Origin of the sequence: Anabaena sp. CCY 9910 (assembly GCF_963920875.1) — a bacterium.
Classification (GTDB): Bacteria; Cyanobacteriota; Cyanobacteriia; order Cyanobacteriales; family Nostocaceae; genus Trichormus; species Trichormus variabilis.
In genome coordinates this window covers 115,417-138,424 of sequence record NZ_CAWUDJ010000002.1, presented here as the reverse complement: position 1 = coordinate 138,424, position 23,008 = coordinate 115,417, and the positions used below count along the sequence as shown (strand labels likewise).

Annotated in this window: 15 protein-coding genes and 1 pseudogene; 11 read left to right on the top strand and 5 right to left on the bottom strand. The window is 43.4% G+C overall.

Annotated features, from left to right (window positions below):
• Positions 1–208 precede the first annotated feature (208 nt).
• Together ACM5QX_RS03060 and ACM5QX_RS03055 are read left to right on the top strand one after the other, a co-directional pair.
• Positions 209–385 carry a hypothetical protein gene (locus ACM5QX_RS03060; protein ID WP_414752439.1) on the top strand — a complete coding sequence of 59 codons (177 nt, stop codon included), beginning with the start codon at positions 209–211 and terminating at the stop codon, positions 383–385.
• Positions 371–520, top strand: a pseudogene (locus tag ACM5QX_RS03055) (transposase); the annotation flags it as partial. The gene ACM5QX_RS03060 and the pseudogene ACM5QX_RS03055, both read left to right, overlap by 15 nt.
• Before the next feature lie 178 nt (positions 521–698).
• Here ACM5QX_RS03055 and ACM5QX_RS03050 read toward each other — a convergent pair.
• The gene (locus tag ACM5QX_RS03050) at positions 699–1,814 is read right to left on the bottom strand and encodes a ferrochelatase (RefSeq protein ID WP_011319508.1); all 1,116 of its coding nucleotides are present in this window, start codon (positions 1,812–1,814) and stop codon (positions 699–701) included.
• A 262-nt stretch (positions 1,815–2,076) separates the two neighbouring features.
• On the opposite strand from ACM5QX_RS03050, the gene ACM5QX_RS03045 reads away from it, so the two are divergent.
• The 3 genes from ACM5QX_RS03045 to ilvB all read left to right on the top strand — a co-directional run bounded on the left by ACM5QX_RS03045 (position 2,077) and on the right by ilvB (position 6,237).
• Complete coding sequence (locus ACM5QX_RS03045; protein WP_414752332.1) at positions 2,077–2,649, top strand: hypothetical protein; 573 nt, start codon at positions 2,077–2,079, stop codon at positions 2,647–2,649.
• Between the two features lie 265 nt (positions 2,650–2,914).
• A complete protein-coding gene (locus ACM5QX_RS03040) occupies positions 2,915–4,177 on the top strand; it encodes an MFS transporter (RefSeq protein ID WP_414752331.1) in 1,263 nt (420 codons plus the stop codon).
• Positions 4,178–4,338: 161 nt separating this feature from the next.
• Entirely contained in the window at positions 4,339–6,237 is a 1,899-nt protein-coding gene (gene ilvB, locus ACM5QX_RS03035) for a biosynthetic-type acetolactate synthase large subunit (protein WP_414752330.1), read from the top strand.
• Positions 6,238–6,444: 207 nt separating this feature from the next.
• Here the strand turns inward: ilvB and ACM5QX_RS03030 are convergent, their stop codons facing one another.
• Together ACM5QX_RS03030 and ACM5QX_RS03025 are read right to left on the bottom strand one after the other, a co-directional pair.
• Positions 6,445–7,239, bottom strand: a complete 795-nt coding sequence (locus ACM5QX_RS03030) for a DUF2993 domain-containing protein (RefSeq protein ID WP_414752329.1) — start codon at positions 7,237–7,239, stop codon at positions 6,445–6,447.
• A 277-nt stretch (positions 7,240–7,516) separates the two neighbouring features.
• Positions 7,517–8,011, bottom strand: coding sequence for a pentapeptide repeat-containing protein (locus tag ACM5QX_RS03025; RefSeq protein WP_011319513.1), 495 nt, complete (start codon positions 8,009–8,011; stop codon positions 7,517–7,519).
• Between the two features lie 167 nt (positions 8,012–8,178).
• Between ACM5QX_RS03025 and gcvT the strand changes: the two genes are divergently transcribed.
• The 5 genes from gcvT (at position 8,179) to ACM5QX_RS03000 (ending at position 16,639) form a co-directional block, all read left to right on the top strand.
• A complete protein-coding gene (gcvT, locus tag ACM5QX_RS03020) occupies positions 8,179–9,309 on the top strand; it encodes a glycine cleavage system aminomethyltransferase GcvT (protein ID WP_414752328.1) in 1,131 nt (376 codons plus the stop codon).
• A 188-nt stretch (positions 9,310–9,497) separates the two neighbouring features.
• On the top strand, positions 9,498–9,890 hold the full coding sequence (gene gcvH, locus ACM5QX_RS03015; protein ID WP_414752327.1) for a glycine cleavage system protein GcvH: 393 nt from the start codon (positions 9,498–9,500) through the stop codon (positions 9,888–9,890).
• Positions 9,891–10,076: 186 nt separating this feature from the next.
• A complete protein-coding gene (gcvP, locus tag ACM5QX_RS03010) occupies positions 10,077–13,001 on the top strand; it encodes an aminomethyl-transferring glycine dehydrogenase (RefSeq protein WP_414752326.1) in 2,925 nt (974 codons plus the stop codon).
• Between the two features lie 508 nt (positions 13,002–13,509).
• A complete protein-coding gene (locus tag ACM5QX_RS03005) occupies positions 13,510–14,982 on the top strand; it encodes a TldD/PmbA family protein (RefSeq protein WP_011319517.1) in 1,473 nt (490 codons plus the stop codon).
• A gap of 316 nt (positions 14,983–15,298) precedes the next feature.
• Positions 15,299–16,639 (top strand): TldD/PmbA family protein, encoded by a 1,341-nt coding sequence (locus ACM5QX_RS03000; RefSeq protein ID WP_414752325.1) that lies wholly within the window; start codon positions 15,299–15,301, stop codon positions 16,637–16,639.
• 243 nt (positions 16,640–16,882) lie between these two features.
• Here ACM5QX_RS03000 and hemJ read toward each other — a convergent pair whose 3' ends face one another.
• Both hemJ and ACM5QX_RS02990 read right to left on the bottom strand, forming a co-directional pair.
• Positions 16,883–17,467 (bottom strand): protoporphyrinogen oxidase HemJ, encoded by a 585-nt coding sequence (gene hemJ / locus ACM5QX_RS02995; RefSeq protein ID WP_011319519.1) that lies wholly within the window; start codon positions 17,465–17,467, stop codon positions 16,883–16,885.
• 316 nt (positions 17,468–17,783) lie between these two features.
• Positions 17,784–19,112, bottom strand: coding sequence for a hemolysin family protein (locus ACM5QX_RS02990; RefSeq protein WP_414752324.1), 1,329 nt, complete (start codon positions 19,110–19,112; stop codon positions 17,784–17,786).
• A 320-nt stretch (positions 19,113–19,432) separates the two neighbouring features.
• Here ACM5QX_RS02990 and mfd point away from each other — a divergent pair, with 320 nt between their 5' ends.
• Positions 19,433–22,918 carry a transcription-repair coupling factor gene (gene mfd, locus ACM5QX_RS02985; protein ID WP_414752323.1) on the top strand — a complete coding sequence of 1,162 codons (3,486 nt, stop codon included), beginning with the start codon at positions 19,433–19,435 and terminating at the stop codon, positions 22,916–22,918.
• Positions 22,919–23,008: the final 90 nt, after the last annotated feature.

Sequence of the window (23,008 nt, the reverse complement as noted above, 5' to 3'; positions counted from 1 at the left end):
TTTATAAGACTTATACCAATTCTCTATGAAGTTGCGCCAAATCAATGATGTAGAGACGTTCCATGCAACATTTCTACAGTCCAGAATAAAGCACCTCTTCATTAAGAAACGGTATTGCACACAGGTTGCCTGTTGAGATCTGATTCGTAAAGAAAATCTAAAGGAAAATTGGATGAGTTAAAGTTGATTTTAAGCTAGATCGAGTTGTGTGGTTGTACTGGATGAAGCAAAGGAAAAATTATCCCAGTTAGAAGTGATCTGGGTAGATCAAGGCTATTCTGGTAAGAATTTTGCCAATGCTGTCAAGCAAGTCTGTGGTGAGCAGGTACGAGTGGAAGTTATTGCACGAACCGCCAACACTGTTGAGCAATTGCCTAAGCGATGAATTGTAGAGCGCACTTTTGGATGGTTGAATCGATTTCGGCGGTTGAGTAAAGATTATGAAGTCTATTCCGAAGTCAGTGAAGCCATGATTTATGGTTCTTTGCTTCGTCTCATGGTTAAGCGATTAGCTGCTTAATATTTACTTTACGAATCAGCTCTAACAAAGTAAAAAATTATTTTCCCCAATTAGCCTCTAAGGGTAGCACCAGTATTACCATTCGGGAATTACAACGTAATTTGAGCCAAAACTTAATAAGGGTGCAAGGGTTGTGAAAACTACACCCCTACACCCTTATACTCTTACACCCCTAATTCTAGTGATGATGGTGATGATGATGTACAGCTAATTGTGGGTTGATTGCCACTGCTTGCTCATGCTGTAACTCAGCAATCTGAGCATTAGCCCATTCAGCCGCCATTGCTAGAAACTCTGGATTGTCATTCACACAAGCCATCTGCACATAATCCACACCAGAATATTTCTTCTCTAAATCATGAATTATGTGGTGTACATCTAGTAAAGTTTCGTGGTTTTCTGTAGCAAAGCCAATAGGCATAAAGATGATAACCTTTGCACCCAATTGAATCAGGTTTTTAGCTGCCTGCTCTGCGTTGGGTTGCGTCCACTCAATTAAGGGGGTGTCATGATTTAACCAACCCACGGAAATAAGGGGATACTTATAAATTAACTCTTCCCGTACCAGATCATACAGCGCTTGACTTTCGACAATTCCAGAGGTGAAACCTTTGGCTTTGTGAGGACAACCGTGATTCATCAACACAATACCTATTTGAGAAGGTAAATAAGCTGTAGCTAAATCAGCGTTAATTTTCTCCTCCACCAGATGAGCCATTAAATGGATGTATTCTGGCTCGTTATAGAAGGAAGGTATATAACGTAATGCTTTCAGCCAATGATTTTCACCATCATTCGTTTCAGTTAGAGCATTGTTAACTTGTTCAATAGCAATCCCACTGGTGAAAATGGAATCAACAACTAGTAGGGGATAAATCAGAATTTTGTCAAAACCTTGACTTTTGATTTCCGCCAAAACTTGGTTAGGTAAAAAGGGAGCGCAGAAATTAAAAGCTTTGAAAACTTGAATGCGATCGCCCCATTTTGCTTGTAAATTTTGTTCAATGCCAGCACGCTGCTTTTCAAAGATGGCGTTGTGAGGGGAAATAAAATCGTGGTGTTGATGTCCCCATTCGTGACGGTCAAATAACGCCAGTAACTTTGCTAACGGCGGATAAATCCAAGTCGGTACAGGTGCAAATTTTGCTGTCAGTAGATTGAGAGCCTGTTCGTTATAGTTAGCAAAATCCTCGTAGCTTTCAACTTCACCATAACCCATGAGCAACACGGCTACTCGGTCTTGGGTTGATAAATGTTCCTGTGTATTTTGTAGTTTTTCCGGTGTGGCAACCACAATCAGTTCCTCGATATATACCAGAATGGCAAGCAAAATTTGTAGCTACAAAATAGCCATATTGTTTGCCCACCTAGTAAGTTATTATCCTATCCCCCTGGATGGGATAACAACAAAAGTGACAATAATATATCAAAAGACATACTGGGCTTAATACTAGGTACTGAGTAGTGAAAAATATTTAACACTATATGCTTTGAATAGGGGGGAGGAAATGTTAAATGTTGACTGTTGACTGTGGACAAATGACTATAATTTATAAATGAGCATTATTATTTGCCCTGGAATCCATGACTCAGATTTAACTGAAAGCTTCGTGTCAGGGTGCTTGGGTGCATTCTCCGGTAGCTCAATTAGTCAAAAGCCAGTAGAGATATTTGTTGTTCCCGTTGCAGGGGTTTTGACTTTATCATCACTTCATATTTTGCAGTTTTTACACGATCGCTTAGGGAATAAGCTAAAATCGCCAGTTATATTCATCAGCTTCAGTGCTGGCGTAGTAGGAGCGATCGCTGCTGCTTGGCAATGGCAAAATTGGGGGGGTCATGTCAAAGCATTTATTGCCATAGATGGATGGGGCGTGCCACTGTGGGGAAATTTTCCCATTCATCGGCTCAGTCACGATTATTTTACTCATTGGAGTTCATTGTTATTAGGAAGTGGGCAAACTAATTTTTACGCAGAACCACCCGTTGAACATTTAACCATGTGGCGATCGCCCCAAACAGTACAAGGCTGGCGCTCTGATTCATCAGTAGAAAACGCTACCTCAAAAATCCGTCTAACTGCGTCCGAGTTTTTACACTCATTGTTAAGAAACTATGAAGCAAAATAGTCCGGAAAATAGTCCAAGTATACAGGAGGGAAATATTGAGTGATGAGAAAATAAGGGATGAGAAAAGAAGCAAGGGAGTAGAGAACAGGCTTCCGCCGTGAGCGTCAGCCGAACGAAAGCAAGGAGAAAATTACGAAAAAACTCAGATTTTTCCAGTACCCAGACCCTAATTACTATTCCCTACTTACTCAAAACTTCTTTATTTTGAATTGATTTCTCCCCACTCTCTATTCCCCATCTACCCTAGTTAATAACCGAACTTCCCATGTTTCCCACTGAACCTGCTGCTGTTAATAATGGGTTTGGCGCACTGCTCAAAAACCGTGGTTTTATGCTCCTGTGGATTGGGCAACTAATTTCCCAGTTGGCAGACAAGGTTTTTTTCGTCTTAATGATTGCCTTATTGGAAGTGTACCCAGCGCCCTCTGGATTACCAGAAAATTCCATGTACTCAACTCTGATGGTGGCATTCACGATTCCAGCAATTTTGTTTGGTTCAGCCGGCGGCATTTTTGTAGACCGCTTGCCCAAAAAGTTGATCATGGTTGGCTCCGATATTGTGCGTGGGCTTTTGACCTTGTGTTTGCCATTTTTACCCAGAGAGTTCCTGATTTTACTCATACTCACTTTTGCTATTTCCTCGGTAACACAGTTTTTTGCTCCTGCGGAACAGGCAGCAATTCCTCTGTTAGTAAAGCGAGAAAATTTAATGGCAGCTAATGCCTTGTTCAGCAGCACCATGATGGGAGCTTTAATAGTTGGTTTTGCTGTAGGAGAGCCGATTTTGAGTTGGTCAAAAAGCTTGATGGGGGAAACTTACGGTCAAGAACTGGTGGTAGGGGGGTTGTATATTTTATCGGGGTTGCTCATGCAGCCAATAAAATTTACAGAACACAAACCCCATAATGATCAATTGACTAGTTCTCACCCTTGGGCTGAATTTACCGAAAGTATCCGTTACCTCAAAAAGAATCGCTTAGTCTTAAATGCCATGCTGCAACTCACAACCTTATATTGTGTATTTGCCGCATTGACAGTATTAACCATTCGGTTAGCCGAAGAATTTGGTTTAAAAGAGAAACAGTTTGGTTTTTTCCTAGCAGCAGCAGGCGTAGGGATGGTAATGGGTGCAGGAATTTTAGGACATTGGGGTGATAAATTCCATCACAAACCCTTACCTTTAATCGGATTTCTGATGATGGCAATGGTGTTAGGTGTGTTCACCTTCACTCACAATTTGGCGCTAGCTCTAGGACTATGTGCAGTTTTGGGTATAGGTGCGGCCTTAATTGGTGTACCCATGCAAACTTTAATTCAACAGCAAACACCACCAACAATGCACGGTAAAGTGTTTGGTTTTCAAAATCATGCTGTAAACATAGCCTTGTCATTACCTTTAGCAATTACCGGCCCTCTAACCGATGCTTTGGGTTTACGGGTAGTTTTGATGACAATGAGCGCAGTTGTAGTAGTTGTTGGTGTTTGGGCTTGGAAAAATACCCGTAGAGTTTTGCAAGATGTAATTTAGTCCCTACTAACCGTTAACCATTACCCCCTCATACTCTGTATCTATCATCGTCATACTAAAGAAAGAAATTTAATTCATAATTTGATTGAACTTTTCTATTAATATTGAAGTACTGACTACAGAATTCCTGCATTAACTTAGCTATCATCTGAGGTTTGACCGTGACTGTGAGCTTGCCTTCCCCGACTAGTCCCTCACAAACAGAGAAACATACTCAGTCTGTTAATTCGCCATCGGTGGTTGTGACACCACAACGGGTAACTGGTGGCTTCGCGCTACTTGATAGCCTGCTGCGCCACGGTGTTGAGTATATATTTGGTTATCCTGGTGGGGCGATTCTGCCGATTTATGATGATCTGTATAAGGTGGAAGCAACTGGCAGCCTTAAACATATTCTAGTGAGACACGAACAAGGGGCAGCTCATGCTGCTGATGGTTATGCTCGTGCAACCGGAAAAGTAGGTGTATGCTTTGGTACTTCTGGGCCTGGGGCAACTAATTTGGTGACAGGAATCGCTACAGCCTATATGGATTCGATTCCAATGGTGATTGTCACTGGGCAAGTACCCCGGAAAATGATCGGTACAGATGCGTTCCAAGAAACCGATATTTACGGTATTACTCTACCCATCGTTAAGCACTCTTATGTAGTGCGTGACCCCCAAGATATGGCGCGAATTGTGGCAGAAGCTTTCCACATAGCCAGCACAGGCCGTCCAGGGCCAGTGTTAATTGATGTGCCTAAAGATGTGGCTTTTGAACAATTTGATTATGTGCCTGTAGAACCAGGTTCAATTAAATTACGCGGATATCGCCCCACAGTGAAGGGGAATCCACGCCAAATTAACGCCGCGATTGAATTGATCCGCGAAAGCCGTCGTCCTTTACTATACGTCGGTGGTGGAGCGATCGCATCTGGCGCTCATGCAGAAATTCAGGAACTCGCCGAGTTATTTAATATCCCCGTCACTACCACCTTGATGGGTATCGGTGCTTTTGATGAACACCATCCTTTATCCTTGGGGATGTTGGGGATGCACGGCACAGCTTACGCTAACTTTGCTGTGACTGATTGTGATTTGTTGATTTGCGTCGGTGCTAGGTTTGATGACCGCGTTACTGGCAAATTAGATGAATTTGCTTCCCGCGCCAAAGTCATTCACATCGATATTGACCCCGCCGAAGTTGGGAAAAACCGTATTCCTGAAGTACCTATTGTTGGTGATGTCCGGAAAGTCTTACTTGATTTGTTGCGTCGTTGTAAACAAACTGGTGCCAAAAATACCCCCAACCAAAACCAAGAATGGCTTAACTTAATTAACCGTTGGCGAGAAGATTACCCACTAGTAGTTCCCCAACATCCAGACAGCATTCCCCCACAAGAAGTAATTGTGGAAGTTGGTAGTCAAGCACCCCATGCTTTCTACACCACTGATGTTGGTCAACATCAAATGTGGGCAGCCCAATTCCTCAAGAATGGTCCCCGGCGTTGGATTTCTAGTGCAGGCTTGGGAACGATGGGTTTTGGTTTACCTGCCGCCATTGGCGCTAAAGTAGCCTTCCCAGATGAACAAGTAATTTGTATTAGCGGTGATGCCAGTTTCCAAATGTGTCTCCAAGAACTTGGCACTGCTTCACAATATGGAATAAATGTCAAGACTGTAATTTTAAATAACGGCTGGCAAGGGATGGTACGCCAATGGCAGCAAGCCTTCCACGGCGAACGCTACTCTTGCTCAAATATGGAAGTAGGGATGCCAGACGTGGAGTTATTGGCACAAGCCTACGGCATTAAGGGTATTGTAGTCACCCAAAGAGAGCAATTGAAAGATGCGATCGCTCAAATGTTAGCCTACGATGGCCCAGTTATTTTGGATGTCCGCGTCACAAAAGACGAGAACTGTTACCCAATGGTAGCCCCTGGTAAGAGTAATGCTCAGATGATTGGTTTACCTAAGCAACCACAAAAAACCAGTGTCGAACCAGTTTATTGCAGCCATTGTGGTACCTCGAACTTACCCAATCACAATTTCTGTTCTGAATGTGGGACTAAGTTGTAATTCATTTGCAGTGATATAAGTGGTTTTGATAACGCAGAGTTTTATGTACCCTGCGTTTTTCTTTTTCAACACAGAGAACACCAAAAAATAAACCATTTGTAGAGACGCGATTCATCGCGTCTTCTTCACATTCACCCAATGATGTTTTGCCATCATTAATTGAACTGATATTATTCCAAATTTTGAATTGATTCCCCTCCCACCTCCTCAAGGAGTACGAGGAATCCGTTCAATTTCTGCATAGCCACTAAAAATCAACCTATCTCCTTCCGTTTCTAATCGGTTCAGGCGCATTTTCACCCCATCCAGGTCAAAACGGTCTAAATCCACCATATTATCTAAAATTTCCGCCAGTGCAAGGCTCAGAGTTTGCGATATTTCTCGTTGTGTTTCCGGAACACCACCAAGTTCAACTTTGGGATCTTGAAAAGAAATACGGCGGCGCTTTTCCACAGCCACCGTTAGGGTCATGGTGATGGGAATCAGTTCTCCACTACCTAAATCCGCCTGAGCTGTCAGTCTGAGGCTATTTTGGGGTAATAGTTGTATCTGAACTTCGGTAAAAGAGACTGGTTTACCATCAGATAATTCAGTTAAGGCGGGTACAGTTAAGTTGACTAGACGCTTTTGTACTAGTTCAGCTTTAAAGGCCTGATTAATTCCAGTTTCCGATAAAATTACTTGAGCGATCGCCTGTGTTGGCTGCTTGAGATTCAATTTACCACTCAAAACAGCACCAAAGTCAATAGACACAGCATCCGTCTCAAAAGACATCTCCTCTACTGCAAACTCTCTACGGATGACTAAGCCGCGTCCGCTCATTTTGAAGCTATCAATGCTACCTTGCAACAGCTTGCTAGAGGGGAAGCAGCGCACCAAGACTTCTACTGACTCGCTTTGGGAAAACAAGTGGCGAATCGTTTGGCTGGCTACTGTATTGAGCATTCTCTCGCCCCAATCAGTGCCTTTAGGATCTTGTAAACCAGTAAGTCCGCCGAACATTTGGTTGTGGGTCTCTAGAAGTTCTTTGTACTCTTGTAACAAAATGTGAAGATTTCAGCAAGTCCTTGGGGATTCATTGTGCTGATACCAAGACTTGATTTTACTGATTAATGGGCAAGCAAACGCACTTGTGAAAGTCTCATGATTACTCAGCAAATGCAAATCAAATCATACAGTGCAAAGACGCTGCACATTTGTGCTTTTCCCACTTAGTGGTATGCGCCTTTGCGCGAAAATAGCAAATATCTCCTACTCAGCCACTAAAACAATCTCAGCCCTAGCGACAACCCAAAGATTCACGGGTATCAACACCAGTCTTAGAATTCACCCCACTGGCTTTAACACAGAGTTTTTTCACCTCTGTTCCATCTAAAACCGCATTAGTAAAATCTGCCCCACTGACATCAACATTATCAAAAACAGAACGTAGCATCATGGCATCAGTCAAAACAGCATCGCTTAAATCAGCATTTTTAAACCTTGCCAGATAAGCTATACCGTTACTAAAATCCACACCATGCAAATTAACCCCCTCCAGCACAGTCCCGTTAAATACACCACCACGTAAGTCAGCATTGCTAAAATTGGCATTCTCTAAATCTACATTGGTAAACTCAGAACCAATTAAACTTTGACCAGAGAAATCCTTTGCCTTCAGTTCATCACCAGCCGAACGGGTGATACTAGACGAACTCGCAGCTTGCGCTGACCCAGGAAACAGAAATAAAACCATCGCTAAAACAAAACTAGCCACTACTCGCCAATATTTCATAACGTATTCTTAATAAATCTCAACACTCCACCATTATTAAACATTAAAGGGGAATGGTGAGTAGAGAGTAGAAAATCGTGGGTAAGACAATTTCTTACTCCCTATTAATTGAAACCATCACGTAGGATATTAAATGTTGAAGTGCGATCGCATAAGCAAAACTATCTGTGGCTAATCAAAAAGATACTGCCGAAACCTTAGCGAGAACCCCTTTGTATCAACTGAGTCTAGAACTCAACGCCCGTTTGACCAGCTTTGGCGGGTGGGAAATGCCAGTACAATTCAGTGGGATTACCCGCGAACACGAAGCAGTGAGAAATGCTGCTGGGATGTTTGACATATCTCACATGGGGAAATTTACCCTCCAAGGTAAAAACCTGATTTCTCAACTCCAAGGTTTAGTTCCTTCAGACTTGAGTAGGTTGCAACCAGGACAAGCCCAATACACCGTGTTGTTAAACCCCCAAGGAGGAATCATTGACGATATCATTGTCTACTACCAAGGTGAAGACAACAGTGGTACGCAACAGGCATTTATCATCGTCAACGCAGCCACCACCAGTAAAGACAAAGCATGGATACTGTCACACCTTGACCAAAATCAGGTGCAATTCCAAGACATATCACCAGCAAAAGTCTTAATTGCCGTCCAAGGGCCAAAAGCCATCGACTATCTCCAGCCTTTTGTGCAGCAAAATTTACAACCAATCAAAGCCTTTGGACATCTAGAAGCCACAGTACTAGGTCAAGCAGGTTTTATAGCCCGTACAGGTTACACCGGAGAAGATGGCTTTGAGGTTTTGTTAGACCCAGAAGTAGGGCTAGAGTTATGGCGTAGTTTATCTGATGTCGGTGTCATTCCCTGTGGCTTAGGTGCAAGAGATACCCTGAGGCTAGAAGCAGCTATGGCACTTTACGGTCAAGACATCAATGACAACACCACTCCTCTAGAAGCTGGGTTAGGGTGGTTAGTTCATTTGGATACCAAAGGAGATTTTATTGGTCGGTCAGTTTTAGAACAACAAAAAGCCACAGGAGTAAAACGCCGCCTCATAGGTTTGCAAACCCAAGGACGTAACATCGCCCGTCATGGCTACCAAGTTCTCTCAGACGGTAAAGTAGTAGGCGAAGTGACTAGCGGTACTCTATCGCCTACACTGGGTCATCCCATAGCTTTAGCCTACGTCCCCAGCAAACTAGCAAAAGTTGGTCAACCGCTAGAAGTCGAAATTCGCGGTAAAGCATACCCAGCCGTTGTAGTTAAGCGACCATTTTATCGTTCAAGTCAGAAGGGCTAGAAAATCATGATTAGGGTAAGCAAAGGGGCTGAAGAGCGAAAATTTAGCCTATCTCCAGCCCCCAATCTAAAAATCAATGTTGACCTACTGAATGTGTTGTAAGATACTCAATCACAGTATGGTCATTAACTAAATATGGTCTTAATTACTTTGGGACGCTAATTGTTTAATATTTCAGAGGAAAAGAAATGTCGTCGTTTGAATACCCTCAAGATTTAAGATATTTGGATACTCATGAATATGTGAGGTTAGATGGCGAAATCGCTACTATCGGTATTACAGAATTTGCTGTAGATCAATTGGGTGATGTGGTTTTTCTAGAATTGCCAGAAATTGGCGATTTACTAACTAAAGGAGACACTTTCGGCACAATTGAATCAGTCAAAGCCGTCGAAGACCTGAACGCACCAATCACAGGAACAGTTGTAGAACGCAACGAAATTTTGATTGAATCTCCTGACGCAGTTGCAGATGATCCCTACGGTGAAGGATGGTTCTTGAAAGTACGTGTAAATGACCCCGACGAAGTAAATGATGCTTTGACGGCAGATGAATATCGTGCTGAGGTAGAAGGGGAATAGTTAGGGGTGTAGGGGTATAAGGGTTTAGGGGTTTAGGGGTATAAATATTTAAAACCCTTACACCCTTACACCCTTACACCCTAGTCCTAAATTATTGATGAATCATTCAAGAGTTTATAAAATACCCCTAACAGGTAGGGGTATTTGTTGCAAAATATTAAATAGTTACTTCTGGAGTTTAATTTAGTGGTATCTTATGCCTCTATTCGTCAGTCTAGCGATGAAGCTGACTCTACCGTGGATGCTAGTCAAAAGCTAGACGCAAGGAAACAAAATTTAAATAATTTTATACAAAGACATATAGGCCCATCATCGGCAAATATTCAACAAATGCTTGATGTATTGGGATTCTCTAGCCTAGATGACTTGATTGAGAAAACAGTACCAAGCACAATCAGACTGGATAAAAAACTACAGTTGCCAGCAGCACAAACTGAGTATGCAGCCCTGGCAAAGTTAAAACAAATTGCCTCTAAAAATCAGGTGTTTCGCTCATACATTGGTATGGGATATTACGATACGATTACTCCTTCAGTCATTGGGCGTAATATCTTAGAAAACCCTGGTTGGTATACTGCCTATACTCCCTATCAACCAGAGATTGCCCAAGGGCGGCTGGAAGCACTGCTGAATTTCCAGACCATGATTATCGATTTAACAGGGTTGGAAATTGCCAATGCTTCCCTACTGGATGAAGCAACAGCCGCCGCCGAAGCCATGAGTATGAGTTATGGTCTGAGCAAAAATAAGGCCAATGCTTATTTTGTCTCTCATGATTGTCATCCCCAAACCATTGATGTTTTGCAAACACGGGCTAAACCCTTGGGGATTGAGATTATTATCGGGGATCATCAGACATTCGATTTCCAAAAACCAATTTTTGGTGCAGTCTTACAATATCCTGCCAGTGATGGCACAATCTACGACTACCGAGCTTTTATTGAAACATCTCATGCTCAAGGTGCGTTGGTCACAGTAGCCGCAGATCCATTAAGCTTAACTTTACTTACCCCTCCTGGTGAATTTGGGGCTGATATTGCCGTAGGTAGCACCCAGCGCTTCGGTATTCCTTTGGGGTTCGGTGGGCCTCATGCGGCGTATTTTGCCACTAAAGAAGAGTACAAGCGGCAAGTTCCAGGGCGAATTGTGGGGGTATCTAAAGATGTCAACGGTAAAACTGCCCTGCGTCTGGCGTTGCAAACCCGCGAACAACATATCCGCCGCGAAAAAGCTACGAGTAATATTTGTACAGCACAGGTATTACTGGCAGTGATGGCGAGTATGTACGCTGTATATCACGGCCCAGAAGGACTAAAGCAAATCGCGGAGAATATTCACCAGCTAACCGTAACTTTGGCAGAAGGCCTAAAACGTCTGGGTTACAAAATTAGTTCTGAATATTTCTTTGATACCCTGCGGGTAGAGTTGGGAACAAACAATCTAGAAACTATTCTTGCAGGTTGCCAAGCCCGCAATATTAACCTACGGATTTTTGATGAGACTGCTGTAGGTATTTCTTTAGATGAAACTACTACACCAGAAGACCTCATCGACCTCTGGCAAATCTTTGCTGGTGAAGATGACTTACCCTTTACCCCAGAAGAACTAATATCTTCTCTCAACCTCCCTCGCCGCAGCAGCAGCTATCTTACGCACCCCGTCTTCAACCTTTATCACTCAGAAACTGAGTTGTTGCGTTATCTGCATAGGCTGGAAACTAAAGATTTGTCTCTAACTACATCGATGATTCCCTTGGGTTCCTGCACGATGAAGTTAAACGCTACATCTGAGATGATTCCCGTAACTTGGGAAGAATTTGGCAGAATACATCCCTTTGCACCCTTAACCCAAACGCGGGGTTATCAAATTCTCTTCCAACAACTTGAGGCGTGGTTAGCAGAAATTACCGGATTTACGGGGGTTTCTCTCCAACCTAATGCTGGTTCTCAAGGGGAATATACAGGACTTTTGGTAATTCGTCAGTATCACGAAAGTCGGGGAGAAACACACCGCAACGTGTGTTTAATTCCGACTTCCGCACACGGGACAAACCCAGCAAGTGCGGTGATGTGTGGGATGAAGGTTGTAGCTGTTGCCTGTGATGCCGGAGGTAATATTGATATTGATGACCTCAAAGCTAAGGCAGAAAAACACAGCCATGAACTGGCGGCGTTGATGGTGACTTATCCCTCAACTCATGGTGTGTTTGAAGCAGAAATTCAAGAAATTTGTGCTGTGATTCATAGTCATGGCGGTCAGGTATACATGGATGGGGCAAATATGAATGCCCAAGTGGGTATTTGTCGTCCAGGGGATATTGGCGCGGATGTTTGTCACTTGAACCTGCACAAAACCTTTTGTATTCCTCACGGTGGTGGTGGCCCTGGTATGGGGCCGATTGGCGTTGCATCCCATCTTGTACCGTTTTTACCTGGACATCCGGTATTGGGGAGCGGGAAAAACCCGCAAAATATTGGCGCTGTAGCTGCTGCGCCTTGGGGAAGTGCTAGTATTTTGGTGATTTCATGGATGTATATTGCCATGATGGGGGCGGATGGATTGACCCAAGCAACTAAGGTGGCAATTCTCAACGCTAATTACATCGCTAAGAGATTGGAAACTTACTACCCTGTGTTGTACAAAGGGCAAAATGGCCTCGTTGCCCATGAGTGTATTTTAGATTTGCGCGCCCTCAAGAAATCCGCCAACATCGAAATTGATGATATAGCCAAGCGTCTTATAGACTACGGTTTCCATGCCCCTACTGTCTCCTGGCCCGTGACAGGCACAATCATGGTAGAACCCACAGAAAGCGAATCGCAAGCAGAATTAGACCGTTTCTGTGATGCCTTGATTGCCATCCGCCAAGAAATTGCTGCCATTGAAGCAGGTAAGATGGATATCCACAATAATCTCTTGAAGAATGCACCCCATACGATTGAAAGTTTGATTGTTGGGGAATGGCTTCATCCTTATTCCCGTGAACAGGCGGCTTATCCCGTGTCTTGGACAAGGGAGCATAAATTCTGGCCGAGTGTGGGAAGAATTGATGCGGCTTTTGGGGATAGAAATTTCGTTTGTTCTTGTCTGCCGATGGAAGCTTATAACTAATTCGTAATTAGGAAAAGAGAATTGGTATGAGCTGTTGCTCAATTAACTTGGACGTTAGCCAAAAATAAAGTTCTTTTGGGGTGGGTAGGATAACCACCCTAATATATTGGCTAGTAATTTAACGTGAGTCTCCCAGGGGGAAAAGTTCCGGGAAGGGCAAAAGAAGCAAAGTGAAGCCTGGAGAAGAAGGTACTTAAATTATTTTTAATTATTTTTTTCGTGAAAAATCATATCGAAATATGCGCCTAACACAACGCCAGTTGCTACAACGGAGGGAACCTCTGCAACGCACTGGCTCCCTTACAGAAAGTTTATTTTTGTTTTATAAATAAGCTCTAAGATTAGTTTCTTTAACTATCAAAATATACCAATTCTAATAGCCCTCGATTGCAAAGTAGGGAAACCTCCACCGCCTATATGCCACCTGCGGCTTTCACCGATTTGTTAGACTGTTGACACCAGGATTTTTCAGTCAAATCTCTGATAACGCCAGCAGACGAGGCTATTCATGCTTACAAGTACCCTACTTCTCTCAAACCAACTCCCTAACCTGCAATATTCTTCTACACCAGAGCGATTCGATGAAACCTGGGAAGCCCCCTTGGCCACCCTCCTGGGTCTAGGAAGAGCAGCCGGTGCGGATTTTATTGAACTTTTCCTAGAGCGTCGCAACTATATCAGTAGTTTGGCAGAAGACGATACAATTACCAGTATTTCGCCCAGTCTAGCTACAGGTGCAGGAGTCAGAGTATTTCGTGGCAAAGCAGATTGCTATGTCAGCACCAACGATTTATCTTTCTCTGGCTTGAAAGCAGCCTTAGAAAAAGGTCTATCTATTCTAGGCTTACAATTACCAGCCCCTAACGCTTTTATCCCAGAAATTAACCTGGAATTACTCAGAGACTATGCCACCAAACGCGGCAAAGACGCTTGGCTACCTCTGTGCAGTTCTATCCGTGAAATGGGAGAAATCCTACTTGATGGTACAGCCTACCTGAAGCAAAAAGCCAACCATATACAATCACGCCGTGCTAGCTACTTTCGGGATTGGCAAGAAGTATTAGTTGCAGCCAGTGATGGCACATTTGCCCGTGATATTCGCCTAACTCAATCGGTAGGATTTAACCTGCTATGTGCTGATGGTGCGAACCGTGCTTCCATTGGTGAGCGTGCAGGTAATACCAGCGATGCTAACTTCTTGAGGACTTGGGATTATCAACAAGCTGCCGAGCAAATTTCGGAATCTGCGGGAAAAATGCTCTATGCAGATTATGTGGAATCAGGTACTTACCCTATCATCATGGCGAATCACTTTGGTGGTGTAATTTTCCATGAAGCTTGTGGACACCTGTTGGAAACAACGCAAATTGAACGTAACACCACACCTTTTGCTGATAAGAAAGGTGAGAAAATTGCCCATGAGAGCCTCACAGCTTGGGATGAGGGAAGAGCAGATAATGCTTTCGGGACAATTGATATGGATGACGAAGGTATGCCAGCCCAAAGAACCCTACTAATTGAAAAAGGTGTTTTGAAAAACTTCTTGGCAGATAGAACAGGCTCTTCCCGCACCGGACATCCGAGAACTGGTAGTGGCCGCCGTCAAAATTATACTTTTGCTGCGGCTAGCCGGATGCGTAATACTTACATCGCCACTGGTGACTACACAGTTGAAGAATTATTCGCTTCTGTAGATAAAGGTATTTACTGCAAAAAAATGGGTGGCGGTAGTGTTGGCGCTACTGGTCAATTTAACTTTAGTGTTGATGAAGCCTATTTAATTGAAAACGGTAAAATCACAAAGCCATTAAAAGGCGCAACTCTCATCGGCGAAGCAAAGGAAATTATGAATAAAATTTCCATGTGTTCCCAAGATTTGGAACTTGCGCCTGGGTTCTGTGGCTCCGTCAGTGGCAGTATTTACACCACTGTAGGACAACCACACATCAAAGTTGATTCCATCACAGTTGGTGGACGTTAATAATTTTAGATTTAAATTTTGGGTTTTGGGTTGTGAATGAGTAGGAGTTTAAAGCCAGTATCTGTAGGTCAATGCCCGCTATAAAATAATTTTGGTGGGCATTACCCACCCTACTAGCGTAGCAAGCTTAATGTATTGGGTTGAGTAATCATAATAATAGTTTTATTTGGTACTAGCTAGATTGTTTAATTCCAATGTTTTTAGGCTGATGTGCTACTACATATATTTCTTAGGCGAAAAACGTAATTCATAATATCCAAAAATCCGAAATTTAATTTACTTGTCAAAATCCAAAATCTCAAATCAAAGATTGGCTATGCCGAACATTAATGAAATCGCTACTTATGCCCAAGATAATGCTCAAAAGCTGGGCATACAAAAATTCGATATTTATGGTTCAAGTGTAGATGAAACTAGTGTACAAGTTGACCAAGGTGAGCCAAAACAAGTCAAGGCTTCAAATCGTTCTGGTGTCACCGTACGTGTCTGGAATGAAGACAATACTATAGGCATTACTAGCACCACAGATGTAGATCCCAAAGGATTGGAATTAGCTTTAAAAACGGCTTATGAAGCTAGTTTTTTTGGTGTCAAAGAAAATGTTCCTGATTTTAGTCCAGAGGCTACTGTTCCTCTTGCCAATACGTTAAATGAGAAAGCGCCTCAAGCTCCTGTTTCGGAACTAATAGAAAAATTGCTAGTGGCTGAAAAAGAACTGCTGGCTGCCCATCCGGCTATTAAAGGTGTACCTTATAACGGCTTGGCACAAAGAGATATTGATCGATTTTATCTCAATAGCCAAGGTGCTTTAAGAACTGAGTCTGTTTCGTTGTCATCAGTTTATCTGTACAGCAAAACTGAAGAGGAAGGGAAAAAACCACGCAGTGCCGGTGCTTACAGAATCAACCGTAGCTTAGAAAATTTGGATATCAATGGATGTATCCAAGAAACTGCTGAAAAAACTATTAGTCATCTCAACTACGATAAAATTAAAACTGGTAAGTATCGGGTGATTTTTTCACCGGAAGCCTTTTTAAGTTTGCTGGGGGCTTTTTCTAATTTATTTAATGCCCAAAATATTCTTGATAAACAAAGCTTATCTACTCCCGATGATTTAGGTAAACAAATTGCTTCGCCTTTATTATCGGTTTATGATGATGCTTTGCACCCTGCGAATATAGGTGCAGAAAGTTTTGATGGCGAAGGTACACCTACTCGTAAGATTAGACTAATAGAAAATGGGATTTTAACAGGATTTCTTCATAGTGCTGGGACGGCAAAAAGGTTGAATACTCAACCTACAGGTAATGCTAGTATAGGTGCAAAAGTTAGTGTTAGTCCTAACTTTTATCATGTGTTTGCTTCTGGGAATTCTGAGGAGAAATTTAGCTTAGAAACAGCAGAAAATGTGATTTTGATCGATGATTTACACGCTCTGCACGCTGGTGTGAAATCTTTGCAAGGATCTTTTTCTCTGCCCTTTGATGGTTGGTTAATTAACAAAGGTGTCAAAACAAGTATTGAATCAGCAACTGTTGCTGGTGATTTCTTAGAACTTTTGAAATCAATTATTTACGTAGAACCAGAAGTGGCTTTAACACCTGGTGGTGTGGCTCCGAAAATTTGGGTGGAGGAATTATCAATTACTGGTGAATAAATTATGCCAAATTGACGGTTGGTAGGGTGCGTCAGTATGAATATTTTCTTGGTACAGCTAGATTTTTTCGCAAGTAGCGCACCCTGCTGGAATCAAATTAATAAAATAGGACATTAGACGTAGGTTGGGTGGAGTGCAGCGCAACCCAACACATATCAGGGTGTTGGGTTACGCAAAGCCTCCACCCAACCTACATTTTTTTCTACATTTTAGGCTTGTCACGCCACTACTGGTATGGCAAGGCTAACTCTGTTCTTGAGGAATTTGTCCGATTTGGGCTGTGAGTTTTTCTTTATCCAATCGGCGCTTTTTAGCGTAAAGCTGAATTGTGACTGCCATAAAGATAATCAAGGCAAAAATTAGCCAAGCAGTGAGATCCGTAGGCAGATTATTCTTAAACACAGCCAGCATCACGATAACCACTAACATCACTGTTGGTGCTTCATTCAGCGCCCGTAACTGCTGACTACTCCAGCGACATTCATCGGCGGCTAACTTCTTCATTAACCGACCGCAGTAATGATGATAACCAAGCAATAAAGCAACACACAGCAGCTTAAAGTGTAACCAACCCTGTTTTAAGACTTCTGGTTCCGTACTCACTAAACCGATCGCCATTGCTACTGTCACCAACATTCCTGGTGTAGTGATAATGTTGTAGAGGCGCTTCTCCATAATTTGATACTGATTTTTCAGTATCGTCCGTGCTGGTTCTGGTTCCTGGTTAGCCTCCACATGATAGATGAATAACCTTACCAAGTAGAACAACCCAGCAAACCAAACCACAATCCCAATAATATGAAATGCTTTAAACCAGGAATATGCCATGAATGCAACCTGCCTTTATCTATCTGTTCTTGAATGATTGCAATTACCCTCATTATCAGGTTACGGCAAAACTCCATCCGACATCTTGGATAGATAAAGAACTTAGGAATGGAGAGAAGTCAATAGGACTTACGCACCCAGATTTTGTTGAGACCTAGTGTAAGGGTGTAAGGGTTTTCAACATTTACCCCTATACCCCTATACCCTTCTCCAAACCCTTGATCTTTCGTTTTCATGGGTAAGTCCTAGTCAATTCAAAATTCAAACACTCCTGGGGAGTGGGGAGTGGTAAATTTTATTCTCTGCTCCTTGCCTCCTAATCAGCCTTTTGCGTATCTGCTACCTTATTTGTCGTCGGCACGACTAGAACTTTGTCAACGCGGTTGCCATCCATGTCCATGACCTCAATTCGCATACCTTGCCACTCAAAATGATCGGCGGCGGCGGGAATGCGGCCAAGATGGGTAATGACGAAACCACCAAGGGTTTGATAGCTACCCCGTTCTTCAAAGTCCCACTCCTCCAGATCAAACAGCTCAAAAAAGTCTTCCACGGCTAACATTCCATCCAGTAGCCAGGAACCATCCTCTCGTTGCACAGCTTGGGGTTCTTCTTCCCCATCAGCAGAAGGTACATCGCCAACAATTTCGCTCATGATGTCGTTAAGAGTCACTAATCCTTGAATTACGCCGTATTCATCGACGACTAGCGCCATGTGGGTGATGGTTTGCTTAAATAACTCTAAAACTTTTAAGCCACGGGTGCTTTCGGGTACAAACACAGGCTGGCGCAATCCCACTGTTAAATCTAGGGAATCGCCTCTAAGACTTCTGGCGAGTAAGTCGGTGACGGGAATGATTCCTAAGACGTTATCCAGTCCTCCCTGACATACGGGATAACGGGAGTAACCGTTTTCGCTCATTTTTTGGCGATTTTCTTCGGTTGTGTCTTCCAAATCTAACCAGACGATATCAGGACGGGGTGTCATAAAGGAACTGACAGGGCGATCGCCTAGACGAAAAACTCGCTCTACCATGTCTTGTTCTGCTTCCTCAAAGGTTCCCGCTTCCGTACCTTGTTCAATCAGGATTTTAATTTCTTCTTCCGTGACTTGTGGTTCTAGAGAAGGTGTAATTCCCATAGTTCGCAGTACCATGTCCGTAGATGCACTCAATAAATGCACCGCCGGAGAAGCCAAAGTTGCCAAAGCACGCATAGGAATGGCGACAACGGCAGCAATACGTTCAGGACTGTTTAAGGCCAGACGCTTTGGCACTAGTTCACCAATAATCAGCGATAAGTAAGTAATAATCAAAACTACGATACCGAAGGAAACTGGCTCACTATAAGGTGATAAAAATGGTACGAGCCTGACGTAAACTGCTAGTCTGCTGGCAATTGTCGCTCCTCCAAAAGCACCTGTCAGGATACCAATGAGAGAAATACCTATTTGTACGGTAGAGAGGAAATTATTCGGTGATTCTGCCAATTTCAGTGCAGCTCTTGCCTTGGGATCTCCTTGATTCGCAAGTTGCTGTAGCCTTACCTTCCGTGCCGAGACGATCGCCATCTCGGACATGGAAAAAATGCCGTTAGCAATAATTAGTACCAAAATAATTAAAATTTCAACAGTTATGGAAGACATGATGATGAATTGCCGCTATATAGAGCGAACTTAGCTCAATCCTTAGTATCTAGTATTAAAGGTTTTCTCATAAACTCTTTAACTATACATAAAGTAGTAGGTTTTTTTTCAAGGAGATAGAGGAGGTATTTTCGATGAAGCAGTGTAGGGGTATGGGGGTGTAGGGGTATAGGGGTTAGTCTGAGAGTTATGACTTACTGCTTGGTAAAAAACATGAGTATTATTCTTCCACAGAAATATTAAGAGGAGTGTTTAACACTTTTAAAATAGTTGACATAGGCTACCTCTCTATTTTCTGTTCTGCAACGACTTCCTAACTTATGGCTTTTTCTTCTATTGTGCGTGCCTTGGCGCGATCGCCACTCACCACTGAGTTACTTTCTAAGCTCAATCGCCAGCAAGATTTGCGATTAAATGGCATTCCCCGTCTACCCAAGGGCTTGGTGGCTTCGGCTTTGGCACAAAATTCTGGCAATAATTTGTTTGTGGTTTGTGCCACTTTAGAAGAAGCTGGACGCGCTTACGCACAGTTGGAGGCGATGGGATGGCAAACAGTACATTTTTACCCCACTTCGGAAGCCTCTCCCTATGAACCATTTGACCCAGAAACGGAAATGACTTGGGGTCAGATGCAGGTGTTGGCTGATTTGGTGAAGAGTCAACAGTCAATAGTCAATGGTCAACAGCATAAAATAGCCGTTGTGGCTACTGTTGGGGCGTTACAACCCCATTTACCACCACCAGATGCTTTTATTCCTTTTTGCCTGACTCTGAAGCGGGGGCTGGAATTTGATTTAGAGACCTTCAGTGAGAAGATTACCATTTTGGGCTATGAGCGTGTTCCTTTGGTGGAAACAGAGGGTCAATGGAGTCGGCGGGGGGATATTGTCGATGTCTTTCCAGTTTCTTCGGAGTTGCCGGTACGGTTGGAATGGTTTGGTGATGAAATCGAGCAAATTCGGGAATTTGATCCCAATACTCAGCGTTCGGCACTTGACAAGATAACAGAGATTGTGCTTACGCCTACAAGCTTTACTCCTATTATCACTACAGATCTGGAAGATAGTGCTGAGTATCAAGTCCTAAATGCTGATTCAGAAATTAATTCTGCACTCATAGAAGGTAGCCGGCGCTTTTTGGGTTTGGCTTTTGAGCGACCTGCATCTGTTTTGGATTATTTATCGGAAAATACTTTAATTGCGATTGATGAGCCAGAACAGTGTCATGCTCATAGCGATCGCTGGGTGGAAAATGCTGATGAGCAATTGTCAGTTGTTAGTGGTCAGTTGTCAGTTGTGAATGAATTACCCAAAATTCATCGGTCTTTTGAGGAATGTTTGGGTGATGCGACTCGATTTAAAACCTTATATTTATCAGAATTATCGGAAGAAAATAGCGGGGTGAATTTAGCTAGTCGGTCTGTGCCGGTGACACCCCACCAATTTGCTAAACTGGCAGATACCTTAAGACAAGAACGCGATCGCAATTTCTCGATTTGGTTAATCTCGGCTCAACCTTCCCGTTCTGTTTCTCTACTACAAGAACACGACTGTCCGGCGCAGTTTATCCCCAATCCCCGTGATTATCAAGCGATTGACAAGCTGCAAATCAATCATACCCCCATAGCTTTGAAATATTCTGGACTGGCGGAACTGGAAGGTTTTATTCTCCCCACCTATCGCCTAGTAGTCATCACCGACCGGGAATTTTATGGTCAACACTCCCTCGCCACACCGAGTTTTATCCGTAAGCGTCGTCAGGCGGCTTCTAAGCAAGTTGACCCCAATAAGCTGCGTCCAGGGGATTATGTAGTTCACAGAAGTCATGGAATTGGTAAGTTTGTCAAGCTGGAAAGTCTGACAATTAACGATGAAACCCGTGATTATATCGTTGTTCAGTATGCTGACGGTCTTTTAAGAGTTGCGGCTGATCAAGTGGGTGCGTTATCTCGGTTCCGCGCTACGGGAGATAGACCGCCAGAACTGCATAAGATGACGGGGAAAGCTTGGGACAATACCAAAAACCGTGTCCGCAAAGCGATTAAAAAATTAGCGGTGGACTTGCTGAAATTATATGCAGCGCGATCGCAACAACAAGGTTTTGCCTATCCCCAAGATATGCCTTGGCAAGAGGAAATGGAAGATTCTTTCCCCTACCAAGCCACAACCGACCAGCTAAAAGCCGTCCAAGATGTGAAACGGGATATGGAAAGCGATCGCCCAATGGATCGCTTAGTTTGTGGTGATGTGGGTTTTGGGAAAACGGAAGTGGCGATTCGCGCTATCTTCAAAGCTGTGACCTCTGGTAAACAAGTCGCCTTACTTGCACCAACTACCATCCTCACCCAGCAACATTACCACACCATCAAAGAACGCTTTGCCCCATACCCTGTGAACGTCGGCTTATTAAATCGTTTCCGCACAGCCGAAGAACGGCGGAACATTCAAAAGCGACTGGCGACTGGTGAGTTAGATATTGTAGTTGGGACACACCAACTTTTAGGTAAAAGTGTCAGTTTCAAAGATTTAGGACTGTTGGTAATAGATGAGGAACAACGGTTTGGGGTGAACCAGAAGGAGAAAATTAAGTCCTTAAAAACCCAAGTTGACGTATTGACCCTCTCCGCCACCCCCATTCCCCGCACCTTGTATATGTCCTTATCTGGGATTCGGGAAATGAGTCTGATTACCACACCACCCCCTACCAGACGACCAATTAAAACCCATCTTTCCCCCAGAAACCCAGAGAGTGTCCGCAGTGCCATTCGTCAAGAACTTGACCGTGGTGGACAGGTATTTTACGTAGTTCCACGGGTTGATGGGATTGAAGAGATTACCGCCAATCTGCGAGAGATGGTTCCCGGAGCCAGATTTGCGATCGCTCACGGGCAAATGGATGAGAGCGAGTTAGAATCAACCATGCTCACCTTTAGCAATGGTGACGCAGATATTTTGGTATGTACCACAATTATTGAATCTGGGTTAGATATTCCCCGCGTCAACACCATCTTAATTGAAGACGCTCACCGCTTTGGCTTATCCCAACTTTACCAGTTACGGGGAAGGGTAGGACGAGCAGGAATTCAAGCCCACGCCTGGCTATTTTACCCCAAGCAACGAGAACTATCTGATGCCGCCCGGCAACGGTTAAGAGCCATTCAAGAATTTACTCAACTTGGTTCCGGCTATCAACTAGCCATGCGCGACATGGAAATCCGGGGTGTGGGTAACTTACTGGGTGCAGAACAATCAGGTCAAATGGAAGCGATCGGTTTTGATTTATACATGGAAATGTTGGAAGAATCAATCCGAGAAATTCGCGGTCAAGAAATTCCCAAAGTTGACGATACCCAAATTGACCTCAACCTCACCGCCTTTATCCCCGCCGATTACATTACCGACATTGACCAGAAAATGAGCGCATATCGTGCGGTAGCGGCGGCTAAGTCCAAAGACGAATTAACCCAGATTGCAGCCGAATGGAGCGATCGCTATGGTACTTTACCAGTCAGCGCCAATCAACTCTTGCGGGTAATGGAACTCAAACAACTAGCGAAAAAGTTAGGTTTTAGCCGCATCAAACCAGAAAGTAAACAGCACGTTGTTCTAGAAACCCCAATGGAAGAACCTGCATGGAATTTACTTGCGGCGAACTTACCAGAACATCTCAAAACCCGGTTTGTTTATTCTCCAGGTAAAGTCACCGTTAGGGGTTTAGCAGTCCTCAAAGCCGACCAACAATTACAAAGTTTGATTGATGCGTTAGGGAGAATGCAGGGAGCGATCGCAGAAGCAGCTATTGTTTAAACAGTCCAGTTTTCAGGAACTTTTCCATAATTACGGCTGATATTCTTAGAGGATTTTCATCAAAATATCATGGTCAATTCAGAGTAAAGC

Coding starts and splice junctions, on each gene's coding strand:
- ACM5QX_RS03045 (WP_414752332.1), top strand. CDS start 2,077: ATGAGCATTATTATTTGCCCTGGAATCCATGACTCAGATTTAACTGAA.
- ACM5QX_RS03040 (WP_414752331.1), top strand. CDS start 2,915: ATGTTTCCCACTGAACCTGCTGCTGTTAATAATGGGTTTGGCGCACTG.
- ACM5QX_RS03030 (WP_414752329.1), bottom strand. CDS start 7,239: ATGTTCGGCGGACTTACTGGTTTACAAGATCCTAAAGGCACTGATTGG.
- ACM5QX_RS03025 (WP_011319513.1), bottom strand. CDS start 8,011: ATGAAATATTGGCGAGTAGTGGCTAGTTTTGTTTTAGCGATGGTTTTA.
- gcvH (WP_414752327.1), top strand. CDS start 9,498: ATGTCGTCGTTTGAATACCCTCAAGATTTAAGATATTTGGATACTCAT.
- ACM5QX_RS03005 (WP_011319517.1), top strand. CDS start 13,510: ATGCTTACAAGTACCCTACTTCTCTCAAACCAACTCCCTAACCTGCAA.
- ACM5QX_RS03000 (WP_414752325.1), top strand. CDS start 15,299: ATGCCGAACATTAATGAAATCGCTACTTATGCCCAAGATAATGCTCAA.
- hemJ (WP_011319519.1), bottom strand. CDS start 17,467: ATGGCATATTCCTGGTTTAAAGCATTTCATATTATTGGGATTGTGGTT.
- ACM5QX_RS02990 (WP_414752324.1), bottom strand. CDS start 19,112: ATGTCTTCCATAACTGTTGAAATTTTAATTATTTTGGTACTAATTATT.
- mfd (WP_414752323.1), top strand. CDS start 19,433: ATGGCTTTTTCTTCTATTGTGCGTGCCTTGGCGCGATCGCCACTCACC.